The following is a 21,686-nucleotide window of genomic DNA, read 5'->3' as shown; positions in this document are numbered from 1 at the left end:
ATAAAGGAATAAGAGAATGACGAAGCAATCCGATTACATTTGGTTCAATGGTGAGATGGTTCCTTGGGCAGATGCTAAAGTTCACGTCATGTCCCATGCTTTACATTACGGCACATCTGTTTTTGAGGGAATTCGCTGCTATGACTCTCATAAAGGGCCCGTGGTTTTCCGTCATCGTGAGCATATGCAGCGTTTACATGATTCTGCAAAGATTTATCGCATGCCATTGAGCCAAAGTGTCGATGAATTAATGGAAGCATGTCGGGCAACTCTGCGTAAAAATAATTTAGTCAGTGCTTATATACGCCCACTAGTCTTTATCGGTGATGTTGGCATGGGGGTTAATCCACCGGCTGGCTATAAAACGGATGTTATTATCGCTGCTTTTCCTTGGGGAGCTTATCTGGGAGAAGAAGCACTGGATCAAGGGATTGATGCGATGGTTTCTTCATGGAATCGTGCGGCGCCAAATACAATACCAACTGCGGCCAAAGCAGGTGGTAACTACCTGTCTTCACTTTTGGTAGGTAGTGAAGCCCGTCGTCGTGGATATCAAGAAGGTATTGCACTGGATGTTTATGGTTATATCTCTGAAGGTGCGGGTGAAAATCTGTTTGAAGTAAAAGAGGGCATATTGTTCACTCCACCATTTACTTCATCTGCATTACCAGGAATTACCCGTGATGCCATTATCAAATTAGCCAAAGATTTGGGGCTGGAAGTGCGTGAGCAGGTATTGTCGCGTGAATCTTTGTACCTGGCTGATGAAGTTTTTATGTCAGGTACAGCGGCTGAAATCACACCTGTTCGCAGTGTTGATGATATTCAAGTTGGTATCGGTAAGTGCGGGCCTGTTACTAAGAAAATTCAACAAGCTTTCTTTGGTTTGTTTGATGGCACGACAGACGATAAATGGGGCTGGTTAGATCCGGTCAATCCTTAATAGAACTATACCTTTAATAGAACTATACCTTTAGTAGAACTATAAATAATTTAACGGGCGGTTCGTTCCCCGCCTGTTTTGATGACACGGGAGTGAAAATAATGCCTAAGTACCGTTCTGCCACTACGACTCATGGTCGCAATATGGCTGGAGCTCGCGCTTTATGGCGCGCGACAGGGATGACCGATGCAGATTTTGGTAAACCGATTATTGCAGTAGTTAACTCATTTACTCAGTTTGTTCCCGGGCATGTTCATTTGCGGGACTTAGGTAAACTGGTTGCTGAACAGATTGAAGCATCAGGCGGTGTTGCAAAAGAGTTCAATACTATAGCGGTGGATGACGGTATCGCAATGGGGCATGGTGGTATGCTCTATTCTCTGCCGTCACGTGAATTAATTGCTGATTCTGTTGAATATATGGTGAATGCACATTGTGCGGACGCGATGGTGTGTATTTCCAATTGTGACAAAATTACCCCAGGTATGCTGATGGCGGCATTGCGCCTGAACATTCCGGTGATTTTTGTTTCCGGTGGTCCTATGGAGGCGGGTAAAACTAAATTGTCAGATCAGATTATCAAATTGGATCTGATCGATGCCATGATCCAAGGTGCGAACCCGAATGTCAGTGATGAGGATAGCAGTCAGATTGAACGCTCAGCATGCCCAACCTGTGGTTCCTGCTCAGGCATGTTTACAGCTAACTCTATGAATTGTTTGACAGAAGCGTTGGGCTTGTCTCAACCGGGGAACGGTTCATTACTGGCTACTCATGCAGATCGCAAGGTGTTGTTTCTGAATGCAGGCAAACGCATTGTTGAGCTGACTAAGCGCTATTATGAACAAAATGATGATAGTGTTCTACCACGTTGTATTGCAACGAAAGCCGCATTTGAAAATGCGATGATGTTGGATATTGCAATGGGTGGCTCAACTAATACTGTGCTTCACTTACTGGCTGCGGCGCAGGAAGGGGAAGTGGATTTCACTATGGCGGATATTGATCGTTTGTCTCGTCAGATCCCTCATCTATGTAAGGTTGCACCAAGTACACAAAAATACCATATGGAAGATGTTCATCGTGCTGGTGGTGTGATCGGTATTTTAGGTGAGCTGGATAGAGCGGGTCTGTTGAATCGTCAGGTTAAAAATGTTTTGGGTCTGGATTTGTTACAAACGCTTAATCAGTACGATGTGATGCAGACGGCGGATGAGTCAGTAAAGGAGATGTATTCGGCAGGCCCTGCGGGTATCCGTACTACTCAGGCATTTTCACAAGATTGTCGTTGGCCTTCGTTGGATACCGACCGTGCAGAAGGGTGTATTCGCGACATTGAACATGCCTATAGTCGGGATGGTGGTCTTGCTGTTCTATTTGGTAATTTGTCTATAGATGGTTGTATTGTAAAAACCGCAGGGGTTGATAAGGACAGTCTAACGTTTCGTGGGCCAGCCAAGGTTTACGAAAGTCAGGAAGACGCGGTTGATGCGATCTTGGGTGGAAAAGTTGTTGCTGGTGATGTGGTGGTCATTCGTTATGAAGGGCCAAAAGGTGGGCCTGGCATGCAGGAAATGTTGTATCCGACGACTTATCTAAAATCTATGGGGCTAGGTAAAAGTTGTGCATTGATTACAGATGGACGTTTTTCTGGTGGTACCTCTGGTTTGTCGATCGGCCATGTTTCTCCAGAAGCAGCTAATGGTGGGCTAATCGGTTTGGTGCAAGATGGCGATATTATTGATATTGATATTCCATTGCGGAAAATTCGACTTGATGTAGATGAAAAGATACTTGCTACCCGTCAAGAGGCTGAATTTGCCCGCGGTAATAACGCATGGACGCCGAAAGCTCGTGAACGTCAGGTCTCGTTTGCCCTGAGAGCCTATGCTTCATTGGCGACCAGTGCGGATAAAGGCGCTGTCCGTGATAAATCTAAGTTAGGGGGATAATCGCATGGCTGCATTTCTTCCCTTAACTTCCGCACCAAATGGTGCAGAGTATTTGAAAGCGGCATTAAGCGCGCCGGTTTATGAAGTTGCTCAGGTGACTCCTTTGCAGGAAATGGAGAAAATTTCTGCCCGCTTGGGAAATACTATTTTGGTAAAGCGGGAAGATCGACAACCTGTTCACAGTTTTAAGCTCCGTGGTGCGTATGCCATGATTGCAGGTTTGACTGAGGAACAAAAAAACCGAGGAGTGATTACTGCGTCAGCCGGTAATCATGCTCAGGGGGTGGCGCTTTCTGCCAATCGTTTGGGAATTAAATCTCTGATTGTTATGCCGGTTACTACTGCGGATATTAAAGTTGATGCAGTCCGTCGTTTCGGCGGTAAGGCTCTGTTGTATGGCGCTAATTTTGATGAGGCTAAAGCTAAAGCAATAGAAATGGCACAACAGGAGGGTTATACCTTTATTCCTCCGTTTGATCATCCCGCTGTAATCGCGGGTCAGGCAACACTGGCGATGGAACTTTTACAACAGGATGTGCGCTTGGATCGCATCTTTGTACCTGTTGGTGGTGGTGGTTTGATTGCTGGAGTGGCAGTGTTGATTAAGCAACTGATGCCAGAGATTAAAGTCATTGGAGTGGAAGCGGAAGATTCAGCTTGCCTGAAAGCGGCAATGGAAGCTGGACATCCGGTAGATTTACCACGAGTTGGCTTATTTGCTGAAGGTGTTGCTGTTAAGCGTATCGGTGATGAAACATTTCGTTTGTGTCAGCAATATGTGGATGCTGTTATCACAGTGGACAGTGATGCTATTTGTGCGGCGGTAAAAGATCTGTTTGAAGATGTACGTGCGATTGCTGAGCCATCCGGCGCATTGGCACTAGCTGGATTGAAAAAGTATGTTCAGCAGTATCAGCTTAAAGGTGAACGACTGGCGCATATTCTTTCTGGTGCTAATGTGAGTTTTCACGGATTGCGTTATGTCTCTGAGCGTTGTGAATTGGGCGAGCAGCGGGAAGCATTGCTGGCAGTGACTATTCCTGAACATAAAGGGAGTTTCCTGAGTTTTTGCCAGAAGTTGGGCGATCGGGTGGTAACAGAATTTAATTATCGTTATACGGATGCTGATCCTGATCAGGCTTGTCTTTTCGTTGGTGTTCGCCTGAGTCGTGGTGAGATGGAGCGACGGGAAATTATCGCGGAATTGCGTACCGCAGGGTATCAGGTTGCTGATCTTTCAGATGATGAAATGGCGAAATTACATGTTCGCTATATGATCGGCGGTCGTCCATCTAAGCCATTGAAAGAGCGCTTGTTTAGTTTTGAATTTCCTGAATCGCCGGGGGCTTTATTAAAGTTCCTACAAACTTTGGGAACTTACTGGAATATTACATTATTCCATTATCGCAATTATGGTACAGATTATGGCCGGGTGTTAGCCGCATTTGAATTGTCAGGCACGGAAGTGCGTTTTAAGCGTCACCTTGATGCATTAGGTTATGCGTATCACGATGAGACGGATACCCCCGCGTTTAAATTCTTTTTAATGTGCCAGGCGTCTGAAACAACCGGAGGTTGATCGGTGTCTTGGTAATGAAAAAATGTATTCTATAAAACGACAAAATAGCGCCTTGGTAAGGGGCTATTTTGACAAGATTTAATATTCACCGAGGTTCCATTGGAAAGAATTCTATAACAAATTCTTTGATCATTGTGCTATTTCTTTTCTCCAACAGTGGGTTTTGCCAACCAGATAAAGATCAGCAAGATCAGAAAAATAAAGCCAAATAGCCAATAAATCTCGTTAGCGGCAATAATCAAGCCCTGATTCGTGATTTCACGTGCCAGAGAGTGGCTGGTTTGGGCTTGCGACATCCCTAATTGTCCCATTTTTTCATAGGCTTGTTGGGCAATAGGATTATGGGGAGTTATCGATTCAGTTAACTGAACGTGGTGGACAGCTTCGCGACGGGACCACATGGTGGTGGTAATTGAAGTCCCTACGGATGTTGCCAGAGTGCGTAAAAAGTTGAACAAGCTACCGGCAGAGGCGATTTTAGCGGGTTCAACGTCAGATAGTATAATGGCTGTTAGTGGCATAATTAAACAGGCGATAGCAAAGCCCTGAATAAATTGTGGCCAGGCAGCGGTGGCAAAGTCCATTGATAGCTCAAAGGTATTTGTTCTCCAAAAGAAACAGAGTGCAAAAATGATAAAGCTGAACATAACTAAATAACGCATATCAATTTTTGAACTAAAACGACCAATGAGTGGAACGAGCATTATCGGCACTATTCCTAATGGAGCCATTACTAATCCTGCCCAAGTTGCTGTGTAACCAAACACCATTTGTAATAATTGAGGTTGCAAAACCAGCGTGCCTATGTGGAGTAGGAAAGCCAAACTGATACATAAGGTACCGATAGTAAAATTACGAGATTTAAATAGTGATAAGTCAATGATCGGATCATCATCGGTGAGTTCCCAAATAATTAGGAAAGTGATGGCAATGACGGCGGTAATGGCTAATACAATAATTTCTGTTGAATTGAACCAATCAAGCTCTTTTCCTCTATCGAGTAATAGTTGAAAACAACCAACACCGATGACCAATAAAATTAGCCCTATGACATCAATTGACCTAGCCGTTGTTTCAGTTTCCCGGTCTTTTAACAATATCCAGGTGATAGCAATGGCAACAAAGCCAACCGGAACGTTGATGAGGAAGATCCATCCCCAATGATAGTTGTCACTGATCCAACCACCAAGTATGGGGCCACAAACCGGAGCGACAACGATAGTCATTGACCACATTGCCAGAGCCATATTGCGTTTTAGCGGAGGATAGTTGTTGAGTAACAAACTTTGCGAAAGGGGCATAATTGGCCCGGCTGAGATACCTTGTAGAACGCGGGAAATGATCAACATTTCCAGGCTATTGGCAATACCACACAACCAGGAAGTGATCACAAACAAGATCATTGAAACTAAGAAAACCCGGACTTCCCCGAACCGTTTTGCTAACCAGCCAGTTAATGGGATAGAGATCGCGTTTGCAACAGCAAATGAAGTAATTACCCAAGTACCTTGTGATACTGATGAACCCAGATCTCCAGCAATTGTTGATATTGCAACGTTAGCAATAGTCAGATCTAATATTTGTAAAAAAGCGGCTAATGCTAAAGCCAGGGTTAGCCAGCCAAGTTTGGCTCCTGATAATGGCTCTTTTAGCATGTTAACCTCACTTATTTTGACTGGTATTAACTTGAATGATTTCGTTAATTAGCTGATCAATTTCTCCGGTGTTGTAAGTCAAGACGTTGGTTTCATAAACAATGCTGTTGCGAGGCGTATTGGCAAGCACCAGACCATCCCGATTTCGGGTATCAACCGTGGCATGCATGGATAAACCGATGCGTAAAGGATGATCGATAAGTTGTTGTGCTGCTAGTTCAACACGGACAGGTAAACGTTGAACCACTTTGATCCAGTTACCGGTGGCGTTTTGTGCCGGTAGTAAAGAAAATGCGCTGCCAGTACCCATATCAAGACCTACAATTCGGCCCTGATAAGTGACATCACTACCATAGAAATCACTCACCAGTGTTACAGGTTGACCGATACGGACATTGGAGAGTTGAACTTCTTTGAAGTTAGCTTCGACCCAAAGTTGGTCAGCGGGTACGATAACCATTAGGGGAGCGCCGCTTTTTATTTGTGAGCCTACTTGAACACTGCGGCGTGAAACGTAGCCTGTTACCGGCGCTACAATCTGGGTACGCTGTAAGGTTAACCATGCATCGCGAAGCTGGGAAGCAGCCAGTTTAATCTTAGGTTGTTGATCTAATGGAGTGTCTATAACTAATGCTTGGTTGGCATAATATTGTTGTCGGGCAACATTCAGCTCAGATTTTGCCATTTGCACGCTATTGCGGGAATGAATCAGGTTTTCTTTGGCGATAGCACCGGTGAGTCCCAGATGTTCACGTCGTTTTAAATCATCTTGAGCCTGTTGTAATACCGTTTGTTTGAGCTCAATGTTAGCCAATAGTTTTTCATTATCAATAATGGTTTGGTGGGTTTGCCTGACATTATTAGCCAATGTATTTTTCGCTCGTTCAAAAGCATGTTCCGCATCAATAGAGTCTAAACGTAGCAGAATATCGCCTTGCTGAACGAAGTCGGTATTATCGGCATAAATAGCGGTTACGCTACCGGTGATCTGGGCCATCACTTGTACCTGATTACCAACAACGTAGGCATCATCAGTCGCTTGATAATGACGTAGTGAAATAAGCCAATAGGCGAAGTAACCCAACCCGGCAAAAACAAATAAGAGAGCTGCGAGGATCAGTGCTAATTTACGCTTTGACTTTTTCTCATTAAGCGGAGGTGATTGTATTTCTCCGGCCATATGTCCTCTCCCATCGCAGTGATTAAAAGTAAATTCGTCTTAAATAATGTGCTTATATTTGATTAAACACCTTGGAGTCGACTACAAGGTCAAGTTCTTCTCATTTGATAAAATGAAAATTGCTAATATTTAGCACTTAACGCCAAAAGAATGATTTAATATTAAAATTGTTTATTATCGTTATTAACATTTATCAGATAGGCTGGATTGTCTATCTGGCAATGATTAACGGTATTTTGTGTCAGTACCCAGAACATTTATCTGGGTACAAATAATCACAGAGTAGGGATACGAAGCCATTGATGTTAATTACTTAACTGACTCAGGCCGTCATTCCTCCATCAATAACGAACGTTTGTCCGGTGATATAGCGTCCCCCAGGGCTGAGCAGGAAATTGATTGTCAGAGCAATATCTTCCACTGAACCTAAACGGCCCAATGGGATGTTAGACAATAGTTTTTTCCTATGTGATGCAGGGATATGACCCAGCATTTCAGTATCAATTAAGCCTGGCGCAACGGTATTGACCCGAACATTAAATCGGCCAACTTCAACTGCTAGTGAGCGGGTAATACCGATCATAGCGGCTTTGGTTGCAGCGTAATTAACTTGCCCTGAGTTGGCTTTAAACGCAGTGACTGAGCTCATGTGGATAATGCAGCCTTCTCCCGCAGTAATCATTTCAGGGAGAAAAGCGTGATTGACTAAATAAACAGAAGAAAGATTGGTAGAAATCACATTGTGCCACTCTTCTTCTTTCATATTTATTAGCAATGCATCTTGTGTAATTCCGGCGTTATTGATGATGGCATAGGGAGAGCCATATCGTGAGATAAGCTCTGTTGACAATATTTTCACTTCTTCTGCGTTTGAGACATCACATTGATAGCCCTCACAGCGATAACCTTGCTGTTCAATTTCCTGACACAATGTTTGAGCTTCATTTGTGCTTGATTTATAGGTAAAAACCACGTGATAGTTCTGAGCAGCCAGCATTTTTACTATGCCTTTGCCGATACCACGTGATCCTCCTGAAATAAAAACCCAAGGTGTGCTGATACTCATTAAGTTATTCCTCTAAATTTTTGCCATCCGTCTGCCAATACCGCATTCATCAAATCTTAGTTGGCAATCTGCTTTCTTTTTGTTGTTCCCATCAGGCTCATCTCAACAACTAAAGAGATTTCTCCATTCAGCCAGATCGGGATTTCCAACGTACCGTATAACGAGCCATCAACATCGAATGTATCTTTTGGCAGGATCGTATATTCGATATTCGGCATTTCATCTGGGATTTGGCGATTGAGCAGCGCGGGAGAAAAACTCACGGTGTGCATGACATGCAAGACAATAAGGTCTTTGAGGCATGTTTCATCATGTTCTTGTTTGCCAAAATAGGTTTTAAATTCTGTTGCTAGTGCGGTTTTGGCACTTTGCTGCATGAAAAGATAAAACATCAGAGCATCGAGAAAGATCCAGAATTCATTGACTTCCGGAAAAGTATGTTTGAATTCAAGGGATTTTTTTATTGTCTCTTGTATGGGAACTTGGCAACGTGGTTTTTCAGGAAGTCTAGTTTTTTGTGAAAAATCAAAACAACTATAGTGACCAACTAGAGGTTTCAGGTTAGTTGTTTCGTCTTGCAGATTAAAGGTCGTTTTCCCATTTCGGTCAGTATGCTTAGTTTTAACACAATAGCAGGCATCCAGAGGGACGGGATTGCGCAAATTAACGTGCCACTGTCTGCCCATTTCCCTATTTGGTTGTGACAGATAATCGTATCCGCTTTTGAGCGGGATCATTGCCAGCATGCCGTGTACTGCAATACCACCCAACCCAACTTCTCTTGCGATTTTTTCATCAAAATGGATAGGATTGTAGTCGCCAGAGAATTTAGCCCATTGACTGAGATCTTCTTTGCTGAATTGAACGTTCATCTGTCGGCTTTCCTAAAAATAAGCGCACAGTTTGTACCACCGAAGCCATAATTAACATTTAAAGCCGTGTCAATAACTTGGTGAGTCCGGTGGATATTGGGGACATAATCCAGATCGCATAGCGGATCAGGATTATTTAGGTGCATAGTTGCGGGGATCGTTGCTGTCTCTATTGCTTTGATGCAGAAAATAGATTCAATTGCTCCGGCTCCGGCAATAAGATGGCCTGTATAGGATTTTGTACTGGAAATAGGAATACGATAAGCGTGTTCGCCTAGGCTCATTTTTAGAACATCGGTTTCGTTAATGTCGTTGAGTGGGGTTGATGTCCCATGAGCATTAATATAGTGAATATCTGAGGTAGAGAGTTTGGCCTGTTCCAGCGCCATCTGAATAGCCATGACTCGTCCTTTGCAATCAGGTGCTGGGGCAGTCATATCTGACGCATCAGAGTAATTGCCATAACCAATCACTTCCGCCAATATTTTGGCGCCTCTGGCAACAGCGCTGTCATAGTCTTCAAGACATAATATTGCTGCCCCTTCTGACATAACGAAACCACTACGATCTTGGCTGAATGGACAACAGGCTTTTTCGACAGATTCCTGCTCTTTACTCAGTGCCCCAAGAATGTCGATACTCCAGACGATGAATGGATCTCTGATGCTTTCACCGCCACCTGCCAGCATCATTTTAGTGCGTCCACTGCGGATAAGTTCAAACGCATCGCCTATCGCCATACTGCCGGTTGCACAAGCTGCAACCGGGGTATTTTGGTATCCCCGTAAATTCCAGTTCATTGAAATCGCCGCTGTCCCTACGCTGTGCATAGACATGATATTGGTCATCGGTGAGGCAATGCCTTGATCAGCATAAGAATGGCTGTTTTCAACGGTTGCATCTTCTCCACCCCAGCCAGTACCAAAAATGACGCCGCGTTCAAAAGGGGAATAATTTTCGTCAAGAGCGGCTTTATCGTTACCAAATGCCATCTTGATTGCTTCATCCGCCGCAATTAGCCCAAGTTTGCTGAATTTGGGTAGGTTCTTTAATAATTTTTTGGAAAACCGTGATACATCAGGAGAGAAAGGAATATTGCCGAAAAACTTTGCTACAACGGAAGCGTCTGGGTGTTCTTCCTTTTTATAGCCTACCCGATAATTTAGGATTGCATCCCAAATTTCTTGGGTATTTTGCCCAAGAGAACAGATAGAACCATAACCTGTGACGGCAACGCGACGATAGCCTGTTTGAATATTCATGAAACATTATCTCCAAAATTCATTTCTTGGTGACATGCTTTATTTTCTAATACAACCAAATAATAGGATTGGTAGATAAAAGCATCATAAAAATGAATGTTAGCTGTGTTGTGATGTTGTCATAGACAGCTAACATCCCAGTGTATTAGTGATGATTATTTTGCTAATTCACTGACATAATTGACAAAATCACCGATTGTCGTTGTGTTGTCTCGTTGGAACTTATCGAAATTCAGTTGAATGCCCATTTCTCTTTTTAAAGCAACCTGAATAGAAACGAAATCCAGACTCACTAAATGAATATCATCAAGTAGAGTGTCAAGAGTAATATCTTCTGGTTCGATATCAGTTAATTCAGTAATTTGAGATTGAAGTAATTCAAATAGTTTCATATTAATGTCCCCTAAAAATTTAAATAAGATTGGCGGAGTTTCGGCACAGGAATATAAGTATCATTAATAAAAGCGTTATTCCTGCCACACCGTCTTTTCACTGTCATTTTGCTATTATTCCTGGGTGATTAAAGATTGCCCTGAAATTTTAAGTAAGTTATACGTTTCTTGTTTGATGGCGTTAGCCAATATCTCAATATCATCTTGACTTGTGGTATATCCGAAGCTGATGCGTACTGCGCTATCAATACGATCATCGGGTAATCCCATAGCAACCAGAACGTGAGAACGTTGGGTTGATTTGTTATTGCTACAGGCTGATCCTAGAGATAAAGAGATGCCGTGACGTAAATCTAGCCTGCTGGCTAATGATTCAGCACGAATACCTGGGAAACTTAAATTGAGTGTCCAAGGTGCCTGAAACGCTGGATTGGTATTGCCATTAATCAGGTAGTTAACACGATGCTGTTCTAACAGGGATAGTAAAGTTTCTCTGAGCGTTTTGTAAGTATTGAAACGTTCTTGCAATCCGTTCAGTGATTCTTTAGCTGCCGCCGTTAATCCTGCGAGGCCCAAGGTATTCTCAGTGCCGCTGCGTACTCCTTGTTCTTGTCCTCCACCATGCAGCAAGGGATTTAATTGAATCCCCGGTGCATGGTAGAGCCCGCCAATACCTTTCGGGCCGTTAAATTTATGGCCGGAGAAAGAGACGGTCGTTACGCCAGAAAGTGTGTCACAGCTAAAAGGAAGTTTACCAATAGCCTGTACTGCATCGATATGCAGATAAACACCGGCCTCTTTTGCTAAAGAGGCGACAGCTTCATAGGGCTGGATCACGCCGGTTTCGTTGTTAATCGCCATCAATGTGATCAGGCGAGTTTGTGGCCGTAGGTTTTCCCGAATACTTTGTACACTTATCCGCCCTTGATTGTCGGGGTTGATCAGCGTTAGCTGAAGCCCGCGTTGCTGATACCAGAGTAATGGCGCCAGAACAGAAGGATGCTCAATGGAAGAGCTAATAACATGATGGGCAGACAGATCCGAACCGGGAAGCGTTGCTAACAAGCTGGATAAGGCTTGGTTATTACTTTCAGTTCCTCCTGATGTAAACAGGATTTGCTCTGGTACTGTGCCCATTAATGAAGCCATCGATCTTCTGGCGTCAATGAGCAACTTTTTAGCCATGTCGCTTAAGCTGTAGTGGCTGGATGGATTAGCAAAAATAGACATTGCATCTTTAATCGCCAACTGCGCTTTAACACTGAGCGGTGTTGTGGCGTTGTAGTCGAAGTATAAGCTTGTCATATTTTTCCCTTTAGCTGCTCGAATAGCTTATGCAGCATATCAAGGCAGTGTTGTTGTGCGGGTTCTAACTCGCCTAATAACGCATTAATGCCCTCAGGCGATAATGCGTTCAATTCTTCGAGAGTTTTACCTTTAGCGTGGCGACAAAATTGGTTAGACATTGCCAGGGAGGCGGTACATCCCCATGCACGAAAACAGGCATTATCTACTCGTCCCTGGTTATCCAGTGTCAGGTCGATATCAACCTTGTCACCGCATACAGGGTTACCTAATGCCAATTTAATGGTGGGGGTGGATAACGCCCCCTGGCAGTCAGGATTGCAAAAGTTGTCAATAATGATGTTGTTAAACATAATTCCACCTTGCTATTTATACAGCGGGTGTAGCTGAGGTACCTTCATCGTCTGACATTTTTCTCTCAAGGTTGACCGCACAGCAACCAAACTCTTTAGCAGCAGCGGTACGCATAACAAACTGAACTCGCTGAGAATTGCGCCAGGATTTGTTAGGATCGGTACGCAAGTAGACCAAATCTTCTGTCAGTAACATGCCGGGAGTGGAAACAGAAAGTGGATCTAAGATCACTAATTGTCCGGTTTCACCATCGGGTAGCTCACGTGTTAAATCATTAGGATCACGAACGGAGAAATGAATATAAGGGGGAACATGTTTATGGTTATATTCATCTTCGATGGCAAGAAGGTTTGCTTCAACCAGACCATACATATCACGTGTCCGGGAAGCTGGAATGCCCAGCCACTCTTCAATATCTGCATTCAATTCGCTGCGGGAGATCATATCCCCGGTAAAACGTTTCCAGCCGCCCATAGTAATTACCATGCTATCGCGATCTAAAGTGAGCTTGGTATTATTCTCTTTTAGGAACGTAATAAAACGATGGATCATGAATGGAGGACCAATTAAATGCCGGGTGAATTTGCCTTTCCACTGGATTAATTGATTCAGTGAATCTTCTGGAGAAAAGCGGTCCTGATTAATCATATAGCGTCGAGTATCTAACAGACCTGTCAGGAAATTAAAGATTTTAACCAGCGCCATTTCTGGAATATCTTCTGTTGACGGGCATAAACATAAGCCAGCACCGCCGGATACTTTGAACATACTGCGATAATTAGAATAGACAGCCAATACTGTATGATCCATCGTATCGTGGCAACGACGATAAACGCTAGGAATTCCGCTTGTGCCCGTTGAGCGCATTTCATGTTCGATTTCAGATAATGGCTTGCTTAATAAACGGTGACTTTCGGCTGATTTATAAGTTGCAACGGGTATCAATGGGATGCGAACTAAGTCATTATAATTCTGGATCTCTTCTGGCTTAATACCTTGTTTTTCACAAATATCTCTATAGTAAGGGTTATTATGATAATGGAAATGAAAAGCGTCCTTAAGCAAACAGGTTTTTAATTCTTGTTGCTCTTCTTTAGACAGCTTATAGAGTAAGTCGACATCGGCTATTAACCACTTTAGCGGATTTCCGCCACGAGATTTTATACCGTCATATATATTTTTGATATTTTCCATTTTTTTCATCTCCGGTAGGGTAAAGAGTAGATAAATTAATCTTTGTTTATTATAAGTTATAGCAATAAAGCATAAGTTACGTAGGCAAAAAGGATAGTCATTAATAATTTATTTTTATTGAATAAATTGGCTATATTATTGCTTGGATTATTATATGGATTTATCAATATTGTTAAAATTATGCTAAAAATAGCTGGTTTATTCAAAATATTCACTTTAGTACGAATATGACCAGTTAATTCAAGTAAATTTTTTAATTGTCTTTTATATTTTTGTGAAGTTCGTTGTTTTTTGATCTATTGAGTGTTCTTTTGGCAAGTTTTTCATTGTCCTAAGATTTCGATAATGATAAAAACAAAATATAGATAAATACCAAATTGGAAAATGAGTACGCATGATGAAAATGGATTGCTTAATTGTGGGTGCCGGTCAAGCCGGACTAAGTTTAGCGGCTATTCTTGCGGCTAAGAATATTAATGTCTGCATATTAGAGCGAGAAGCGCGTATTGGTGATGTGTGGCGCAGGCGTCCTGATAATATGCTGTTATTCACTTCACGTGGTATGACTCAGCTTCATGGCTTACCATTTCCTGGAATTAAAGAGGGTTATCCAGATAAAAATGAAGTTGCTGATTACCTTGAACGTTATGCTTCACATCATAACCTTGCTATACATACTCAAACTGAAGTGGTTGAAGTGAAGCATGATAAAAATGGCTATCGTGTTAAAACAAAAGATGGAAAAGTATTTCACGCGCCTTGTTTGGTTAATGCAACAGGCGCTAATCAATTAGCTGATATTCCAGCGCTTGCCGAACAACTTTCTACTGATATACAGCAAATCGGAGCAGATCAATATCGGGAGCCAAAACAAATTAAAGCAGGCAGCCGAGTCGCTGTCGTTGGTGATGGCGCGAGTGGCCGTCAGATTGCTAAAGATTTGGCTGCAACGACGAAGGTGACGTTATTTTGCGGTTCTTCCCGTCCTCTCTTACCTAACAGAATACTGGGCAAAGATATTTTTTGGTGGTTAAGTAAAAGTGGCTTGTTATTTGCTAATTATTACAGTTTGGTCGGGAAAATTATGCGGCGGCGTAATCCCATCCCTTGTGGCGATCTGAAAAACCATCGATTAGCAGCTTTGGATATAAAAATAGCGAATAGGTTAGTTGATGTGAAAGACAATAAATTATGTGATTTTTCTGGCAATCAATATGAGGCAGATACGGTTATTTGGTGTTTGGGGTATAAGGATAATACGGAATGGTTGACGCTTCCCGGCGCTGTGGATGCTAATGGATTCATTTGCAAAAATGGCCATGCGGAAGGAGGGAAAACCCCTTATCCTGGGTTATTTATCGTTGGGCGGAAATGGTTGAGTAGTCGTGGTTCTGAACTGATGTTAGGGGCTTATAAAGACACTCGTCGGATCGCTAAATGGGTGGAAAATTATCTGAAAGAGCATAGATCATTAAAATGAATGATTAATATAGAATAGTGATATTTTACTCTGTATATTTTATTTGTCGTAGATTGAAGGTTTATTGGGTTGTATTGTTATGGTGTTATTCTGAATTCTGTATCATTACTAAGAGTGCATAATATAGTAAATGTGCTATTAGGAATAAAATGATACAGAATCTCTAACATACTGGCTTTGATAATAACGGTTATAAATAGAAATTATTTATTTTAGGTAATATATCAAAAATATTATTTATTCATAACACAGATGTTTTGCGTTGTAAAATTTAGACCTGCTAATGTTGATGATAAATTGAAATATTTTTGTTGTGCTTGTTGCATTTTGTTTTTACTGGCATGTTTTAATTCAGAAGGTCTTAATCCATATAGTGTCATGCAGGTACGGCTGAAATGTGCGCCATCGGAAAATCCGCTATTACAAGCTAGTAAAGTTAGTGAATCTGATGAATGTATCTCATCAATAGCATGATGCAGACGCTTCCATAGTAGATAACTACGGAAGTTGGTTCCCATTTTTTCTCTAAATAGGTGCAAGAATCGACTCTCGGATAAATAGAGCTGATTTGATATTTCACGAGAAGATATACATTTAACCGGTAATTCAGTAATAAGAGAGGCCGCTTTCATGATTCGTTTATCCTGATAACAATGGCAATCTTCTATTTTACCTAAAAGGTTGTTTAAGATGAAAATATCTGGAGAGGTTTCTGATTGTAAACAACTAATAAAATAATTTGCTATTAAACTGGATGATTCTTGATTTAAATATATGATATCTGAACCTCTCATTTGATGTAGTAATAAATGACATAGTGGATTGGCTAGGTCTATCAGTAAATTAAAACAGAGTTGCCCTTCCGAGTGTAATTTATGTTTAATATTAGAAGAAATAATGAATCCATGTGCTTGTCTCGATTCATTTTCGGTATCAATCCTCATGAGTGAATTATGTGGTGATACACTCAATTGGATACAAGGATGATGATGCCATTCTGTTTGCATATTATAAGAGAAAACCAGATCTTGTAGATGGAATTTATAGAATTTAATAAAATACGGTGATTTGTCTATTTTGTGTAACATGATGGTGTCCTTTATTAAATTATTGTGTGTGTTTGAATTAATTATTCAATATAATTATTATAAATCCTAGGTGTTATTTTTTAATTAAATTATATTAACTCGTTAAATAATTATTATTAGTTACTATGTCATCACAAAACTATTAAGTGGTTATTATGAGGTTGCCTCCTCTGGTATCTAGGTGAAAATAATTTCACTATTGTAAAATATCGTTATGACATGGCGTAAAGAATTATTCTCCACCTGTTTTTCGCGGGTGGAATATTTAATTTTTGCTAGCCAATATTAACAATATCTAAATTGCTAAACGTTAAATAGCTATTATCTGCTTGATATAATTAAAAGTATTTTCTTTCGTAACATAATTAATGACCAAAAATTTAATGCGGAGCCAATATTTTTATATGATTATTTTAATTGGTTATAACTTATATTAAACATATTATCATGAGAACAATATGGTTATATTTTTATGTTCTTTGTGAATTAGGCCACATAAACTATAAGTATATTGGCATAATACCGAAAACAAGTTGCATTAGGCTTGTAATAAATAAAAGGACCTGTTAAAGCAGTTTGTTATAACAATCCCCAAAACGCTTTAATTAAGGGTTCATTAAGCCGTTTTCTCTGTACACACATTCCCAACTCAAACGGCTCTACTAGAGAAATATTGTCCAATGAAGATATGCGATTACGTACCGGTTCAGGACTGTTTTCTACAACGACATTGGGAATTAATGCCACTCCACAACCCAATGCAACCATAGAAACAATGGCTTCATGACCGGACACGGTAGCGTAAATCAACGGGTTGTTAATTTTATGGTGACGGAACCAGTGCTCAATGCGCTTACGTGAAGGGCCGTGTTCCGGCAAAATGAAAGGAATGTTATTCCAGTCAGGGTACTCTTGTATGACGAGTGTGCGTACAGAGCAGGGAAGGGAAGGCGCGATCAGTACCAATGGGATTTCACCGATTTTGGTGAAGCTAACATTATCTGGTAGTTTTTCCGGCTTACCGGCGATACCTAAATCGGCATCATTAGACTGTATCTTATTGACCGCATCTGCGGCATCACCTGTGGTGAGTTTGATTTCAACCATAGGATGTTCAGCACGAAAACGGTCTAAGATCTGTGGTAAGTGACTGTAGGCTGCGGTGACTGAACAAAACAGACGTAACTCGCCATTTAGAGATGGGCTTTGTTGATTCAGTGAGTGTTTTAATTGCTGGTATTGTAGCAGTGTTTGTTGGGCGAATTGTTTAAATTGCTCGCCTGCAAAGGTCAATTTTACTGTGCGATTATCCCGTAAAAATAGTGGATGCCCCAAAATATCTTCAATACGCTGAATCTGGCGAGATAATGTGGATGGACTGACATGCATTGCTTTTGCTGTACGGCCAAAATGACAGCTTTCAGCCAGATGTAGAAACAGTTTGAGATCGCGTATATCCATAGCTTATTCCCCCTTTTCCTGCCCAATAATCTGTATTGCATAAAATGCAATGTAGTATTGTTAATATATCAATTTAAGCAATGGCTTTCATGTCATATATTGAAAATATATAAACCCTCACAGGGTGAGGAAATCTAAAAAACAGTCGCAGCACTTCATTGCTGAGCACAACATGATACGGAGTCACTAATGGCTAATTATTTTAATACGCTGAATTTGCGTCAGCAGTTGGCGCAGTTAGGTAAATGTCGTTTTATGGCGCGGGAAGAGTTTGTTGATGAGGCAGGATATTTAAAAGGCAAAAAAGTGGTTATCGTCGGTTGCGGAGCGCAAGGGCTGAATCAGGGCCTGAATATGCGTGACTCCGGTCTGGATATCGCTTATGCCCTGCGTAAAGAGGCCATTGAAGAAAAACGTGCTTCATGGCGTAAAGCGACGGAAAGTGGCTTTCAAGTCGGCACTTATGAGGAGTTGATACCGCAGGCTGATTTGGTCATTAACCTGACGCCAGATAAGCAACACTCTTCTGTTGTTCGCGCAGTTCAACCGTTGATGAAAGAAGGTGCTGCGCTGGGTTATTCCCACGGTTTAAACGTTGTTGAAGTCGGTGAACAAATCCGTAAAGACATCACTGTGGTGATGGTCGCGCCTAAGTGTCCTGGTACTGAAGTGCGTGAAGAATACAAACGGGGTTTTGGTGTGCCTACTTTGATCGCAGTTCACCCGGAAAACGATCCTAAAGGCGAAGGCATGGCAATCGCTAAGGCATGGGCCGCGGCAACAGGAGCGCATCGCGCCGGCGTTTTGGAATCTTCTTTCGTGGCAGAAGTGAAATCTGATCTGATGGGTGAGCAAACTATTCTGTGCGGTATGTTACAGGCTGGTTCACTGCTGTGTTATGACAAACTGGTGGCAGATGGCGCTGAGCCGGGTTATGCAGGAAAATTGATCCAGTTTGGTTGGGAGACCATCACAGAAGCACTGAAACAAGGTGGTATCACTCTGATGATGGACCGTCTGTCTAATCCGGCAAAACTGCGAGCGTATGCACTGTCTGAACAGTTAAAAGAAATGATGACGCCGCTGTTCCAGAAACATATGGATGATATCATTTCCGGTGAATTTTCTTCCGGTATGATGGCTGACTGGGCCAATGATGATAAGAAACTGTTAGGTTGGCGTGAGGAAACGGGTAACACTCCGTTTGAGAATTCACCTGAATATGATGGCAAAATCAGTGAACAGGAATACTTTGATCACGGCGTTTTAATGGTTGCGATGGTGAAAGCCGGAGTTGAACTGGCATTCGAAGTTATGGTTGATACCGGTATTATTGCTGAATCTGCCTATTATGAATCTCTGCATGAATTACCACTGATTGCGAATACTATCTCTCGTAAACGCTTGTACGAAATGAATGTCGTTATTTCTGATACAGCAGAGTATGGTAACTATTTGTTCTCTCATGTTGCGGTCCCACTGCTGAAAGAGAAGTTTATGGGTTCGCTACAGGCGGGTGATTTAGGTAAGCCGGTTGTAGATAACGGTATCGATAACGCCCAGTTACGCGATGTAAACGAAGCTATCCGTAACCACCCAATTGAAGTTGTTGGCCGCGTATTACGTGGTTACATGACAGATATGAAACGTATTGCTGTTGGCGGTTGATTAAAGATAAGGGGGGAGAAATTCTCCCTCTTTGCATTTAATATTTATCAACCAGTAGAGTCCTTTTCCTTCACAAAGAAAACCGAGTTTCCTTTCCCCCCTTTCTGCTACAATTCTATCCCCTAAGATACTGTCCTGATATAACTTATTAAACATCATGCGATTAAATCCTAGCCAACAACAAGCTGTCGAATTTGTTACTGGTCCTTGTCTGGTCCTGGCGGGAGCGGGTTCTGGCAAAACTAGAGTGATCACCAATAAAATTGCTCATCTTATCCGTACTTGTGGCTATCAGCCTCGTCATATCGCCGCTGTGACGTTTACTAATAAAGCTGCGCGGGAAATGAAAGAGCGTGTAGCACAAACTCTGGGGCGCAAAGAGGCTAAGGGGCTGATGATTTCTACTTTCCACACATTAGGATTGGAAATTATTAAGCGCGAATACAAAGCGTTAGGAATGAAAAGCAATTTCTCGTTGTTTGATGATCAGGACCAGATGGCTCTGTTGAAAGATTTAACAGCCGATTTACTGGAAGAAGATAAAGATCTATTACAAAAATTGATATCTGCCATTTCAAACTGGAAAAATGATCTGCTTTCTCCACAGCAAGTTTTGGCATTGGCCCGTTCAGCTCAGGAGCAGCAGTTTGCTGAATGTTATCGTCGTTATGATTTACATCTAGCGAGCTGTAATGTATTGGATTTTGACGATTTGATTACCAAACCGACTTTGCTAATGCAGCGTGATGAAGAAGTCAGGGAGCGTTGGCAGAACCGTATCCGTTATCTGTTGGTAGATGAATATCAGGACACCAATACCAGTCAATATCAACTGGTAAAATTGTTGGTGGGACAAAGGGCTCGTTTTACGGTGGTGGGTGATGATGACCAGTCTATTTATTCATGGCGCGGCGCAAGACCTCAAAATTTGGTGCTCCTGAAAGAGGATTTCCCGAAGCTTAATGTGATCAAACTGGAACAGAACTATCGTTCCTCTGGCTGTATTCTGAAAGCGGCTAATATTTTAATCGCTAATAACCCCCATGTGTTTGAAAAACGGCTTTTTTCTGAACTGGGGTATGGTGATCCGTTAAAAGTGATTACCGCTAATAATGAAGAGCATGAAGCGGAAAGGGTTATTGGGGAGCTGATGGCGCATCACTTTATCAATAAGACCGAATATAAAGATTACGCCATTCTCTACCGAGGAAATCATCAATCCCGCGTGTTTGAAAAGATGTTGATGCAAAACCGCATTCCTTATCGGATTTCTGGTGGCACTTCTTTCTTTGCCCGCCCTGAAATTAAGGACTTGCTAGCTTATCTGAGGGTGCTGACTAATCCTGAGGATGACAGCGCATTCCTAAGAATTGTTAATACACCAAGACGTGAAATTGGTGCGGTTACCATTCAAAAACTGGGTGAATGGGCGAATCAGCGCGATAAAAGTCTCTATCAGGCTAGTTTTGATCTTGGTTTGGCACAAAGTCTAACCGGCCGCGGTTTGGCGGCACTACAGCGTTTTACTCACTGGATGGATGAGATAACTCGCCAGGTTGAACGAGATCCTTTGCTAGCTGTACGTGATCTACTACACGGTATGGATTATGAAAGTTGGCTGTACGAAACATCACCGAGTCCAAAAGCAGCTGAGATGCGGATGAAAAATATTAATCAGTTGTTCACTTGGATGAGTGAAATGCTGGAAGGTGATGAACTGAACGAACCAATGACTTTATCTCAGGTGGTCGCGCGTTTCACATTACGGGATATGTTGGAGCGAGACGAGGATGGTGAGGAGTTTGATCAGGTGCAATTGATGACTCTACATGCTTCCAAAGGGTTGGAGTTTCCCTATGTATTTCTGGTCGGCATGGAAGAAGGGTTATTGCCTCATCAGAGCAGTATTGATGAAGAGAATATTGATGAAGAGCGACGATTGGCTTATGTAGGGATCACCCGAGCTCAACGGGAGTTATTCTTTACTTTATGTAAAGAGCGTCGTCAATATGGCGAGTTAATCCGCCCAGAACCCAGTCGTTTTTTGTACGAGTTGCCACAAGATGACTTACATTGGCCGCAAGATAAAAAAATAGTGACTGCCGAAGAAAGAATGCAAAAAGGGCAATCGCGTATCGCGGATATCAAATCGCGTTTAGGGCTTGGGCAAAGAAATAAGTCGTAAATATGTTGGAAATTCCCTGTATCACAGAGATACAGGGAAAACGATTTTAT

17 protein-coding genes are annotated in these 21,686 nt (G+C 42.0%); 6 read left to right on the top strand and 11 right to left on the bottom strand.

Translation table 11 applies throughout. The annotated features are described in order from the left end of the window. The first annotated feature begins 16 nt into the window (after positions 1–16). From EAE93_RS17995 to ilvA, 3 genes are all read left to right on the top strand, one after another. Positions 17–943: a branched-chain amino acid transaminase gene (locus tag EAE93_RS17995; protein WP_036809834.1), complete on the top strand. Its 927-nt coding sequence runs from the start codon at positions 17–19 to the stop codon at positions 941–943. A gap of 101 nt (positions 944–1,044) precedes the next feature. After that, the gene (gene ilvD / locus EAE93_RS17990) at positions 1,045–2,895 is read left to right on the top strand and encodes a dihydroxy-acid dehydratase (RefSeq protein ID WP_214040248.1); all 1,851 of its coding nucleotides are present in this window, start codon (positions 1,045–1,047) and stop codon (positions 2,893–2,895) included. A 4-nt stretch (positions 2,896–2,899) separates the two neighbouring features. Next, positions 2,900–4,474, top strand: a complete 1,575-nt coding sequence (gene ilvA, locus EAE93_RS17985; protein WP_036809839.1) for a threonine ammonia-lyase, biosynthetic — start codon at positions 2,900–2,902, stop codon at positions 4,472–4,474. A 137-nt stretch (positions 4,475–4,611) separates the two neighbouring features. On the opposite strand, the gene EAE93_RS17980 is transcribed toward ilvA, so the two are convergent. The 9 genes from EAE93_RS17980 to EAE93_RS17940 all read right to left on the bottom strand — a co-directional run bounded on the left by EAE93_RS17980 (position 4,612) and on the right by EAE93_RS17940 (position 13,754). Further along, a complete protein-coding gene (locus EAE93_RS17980) occupies positions 4,612–6,129 on the bottom strand; it encodes a DHA2 family efflux MFS transporter permease subunit (protein WP_040150236.1) in 1,518 nt (505 codons plus the stop codon). Between the two features lie 7 nt (positions 6,130–6,136). After that, a complete protein-coding gene (gene emrA, locus EAE93_RS17975; RefSeq protein ID WP_214040247.1) occupies positions 6,137–7,309 on the bottom strand; it encodes a multidrug efflux MFS transporter periplasmic adaptor subunit EmrA in 1,173 nt (390 codons plus the stop codon). Positions 7,310–7,631: 322 nt separating this feature from the next. Next, positions 7,632–8,375 carry a 3-oxoacyl-ACP reductase FabG gene (gene fabG / locus EAE93_RS17970; RefSeq protein ID WP_040150234.1) on the bottom strand — a complete coding sequence of 248 codons (744 nt, stop codon included), beginning with the start codon at positions 8,373–8,375 and terminating at the stop codon, positions 7,632–7,634. Between the two features lie 56 nt (positions 8,376–8,431). Beyond that, positions 8,432–9,247 (bottom strand): MaoC/PaaZ C-terminal domain-containing protein, encoded by an 816-nt coding sequence (locus EAE93_RS17965; RefSeq protein WP_040150231.1) that lies wholly within the window; start codon positions 9,245–9,247, stop codon positions 8,432–8,434. Beyond that, positions 9,244–10,509, bottom strand: a complete 1,266-nt coding sequence (locus EAE93_RS17960; RefSeq protein ID WP_040150229.1) for a beta-ketoacyl-[acyl-carrier-protein] synthase family protein — start codon at positions 10,507–10,509, stop codon at positions 9,244–9,246. Before EAE93_RS17960 ends, EAE93_RS17965 begins: the two co-directional genes overlap by 4 nt. Positions 10,510–10,664: 155 nt before the next feature. Continuing rightward, the gene (locus EAE93_RS17955) at positions 10,665–10,901 is read right to left on the bottom strand and encodes an acyl carrier protein (protein ID WP_011148745.1); all 237 of its coding nucleotides are present in this window, start codon (positions 10,899–10,901) and stop codon (positions 10,665–10,667) included. Positions 10,902–11,015: 114 nt separating this feature from the next. Further along, positions 11,016–12,206: a cysteine desulfurase family protein gene (locus EAE93_RS17950; protein ID WP_040150228.1), complete on the bottom strand. Its 1,191-nt coding sequence runs from the start codon at positions 12,204–12,206 to the stop codon at positions 11,016–11,018. Then, the gene (locus tag EAE93_RS17945; protein WP_036809862.1) at positions 12,203–12,559 is read right to left on the bottom strand and encodes an iron-sulfur cluster assembly scaffold protein; all 357 of its coding nucleotides are present in this window, start codon (positions 12,557–12,559) and stop codon (positions 12,203–12,205) included. Before EAE93_RS17945 ends, EAE93_RS17950 begins: the two co-directional genes overlap by 4 nt. Before the next feature lie 16 nt (positions 12,560–12,575). Beyond that, positions 12,576–13,754 carry a LuxE/PaaK family acyltransferase gene (locus EAE93_RS17940; protein WP_040150226.1) on the bottom strand — a complete coding sequence of 393 codons (1,179 nt, stop codon included), beginning with the start codon at positions 13,752–13,754 and terminating at the stop codon, positions 12,576–12,578. A gap of 394 nt (positions 13,755–14,148) precedes the next feature. Between EAE93_RS17940 and EAE93_RS17935 the strand changes: the two genes are divergently transcribed. Then, complete coding sequence (locus tag EAE93_RS17935) at positions 14,149–15,234, top strand: flavin-containing monooxygenase (RefSeq protein ID WP_036809868.1); 1,086 nt, start codon at positions 14,149–14,151, stop codon at positions 15,232–15,234. A gap of 233 nt (positions 15,235–15,467) precedes the next feature. On the opposite strand, the gene EAE93_RS17930 is transcribed toward EAE93_RS17935, so the two are convergent. Continuing rightward, positions 15,468–16,322, bottom strand: coding sequence for an AraC family transcriptional regulator (locus EAE93_RS17930; protein ID WP_036809871.1), 855 nt, complete (start codon positions 16,320–16,322; stop codon positions 15,468–15,470). A gap of 579 nt (positions 16,323–16,901) precedes the next feature. Next, positions 16,902–17,783, bottom strand: coding sequence for an HTH-type transcriptional activator IlvY (ilvY, locus tag EAE93_RS17925; protein ID WP_110086217.1), 882 nt, complete (start codon positions 17,781–17,783; stop codon positions 16,902–16,904). A 189-nt stretch (positions 17,784–17,972) separates the two neighbouring features. Between ilvY and ilvC the strand changes: the two genes are divergently transcribed. Further along, the gene (ilvC, locus tag EAE93_RS17920) at positions 17,973–19,451 is read left to right on the top strand and encodes a ketol-acid reductoisomerase (RefSeq protein ID WP_110086218.1); all 1,479 of its coding nucleotides are present in this window, start codon (positions 17,973–17,975) and stop codon (positions 19,449–19,451) included. A 157-nt stretch (positions 19,452–19,608) separates the two neighbouring features. Beyond that, positions 19,609–21,636 (top strand): DNA helicase Rep, encoded by a 2,028-nt coding sequence (gene rep, locus EAE93_RS17915; protein WP_214040246.1) that lies wholly within the window; start codon positions 19,609–19,611, stop codon positions 21,634–21,636. Positions 21,637–21,686: the final 50 nt, after the last annotated feature.

Origin of the sequence: Photorhabdus akhurstii (assembly GCF_018448925.1) — a bacterium.
GTDB classification, from domain to species: Bacteria; Pseudomonadota; Gammaproteobacteria; order Enterobacterales; family Enterobacteriaceae; genus Photorhabdus; species Photorhabdus akhurstii.
Note: the sequence above shows the minus strand (reverse complement) of the source record. Positions and strands in the feature narration are given on the sequence as shown.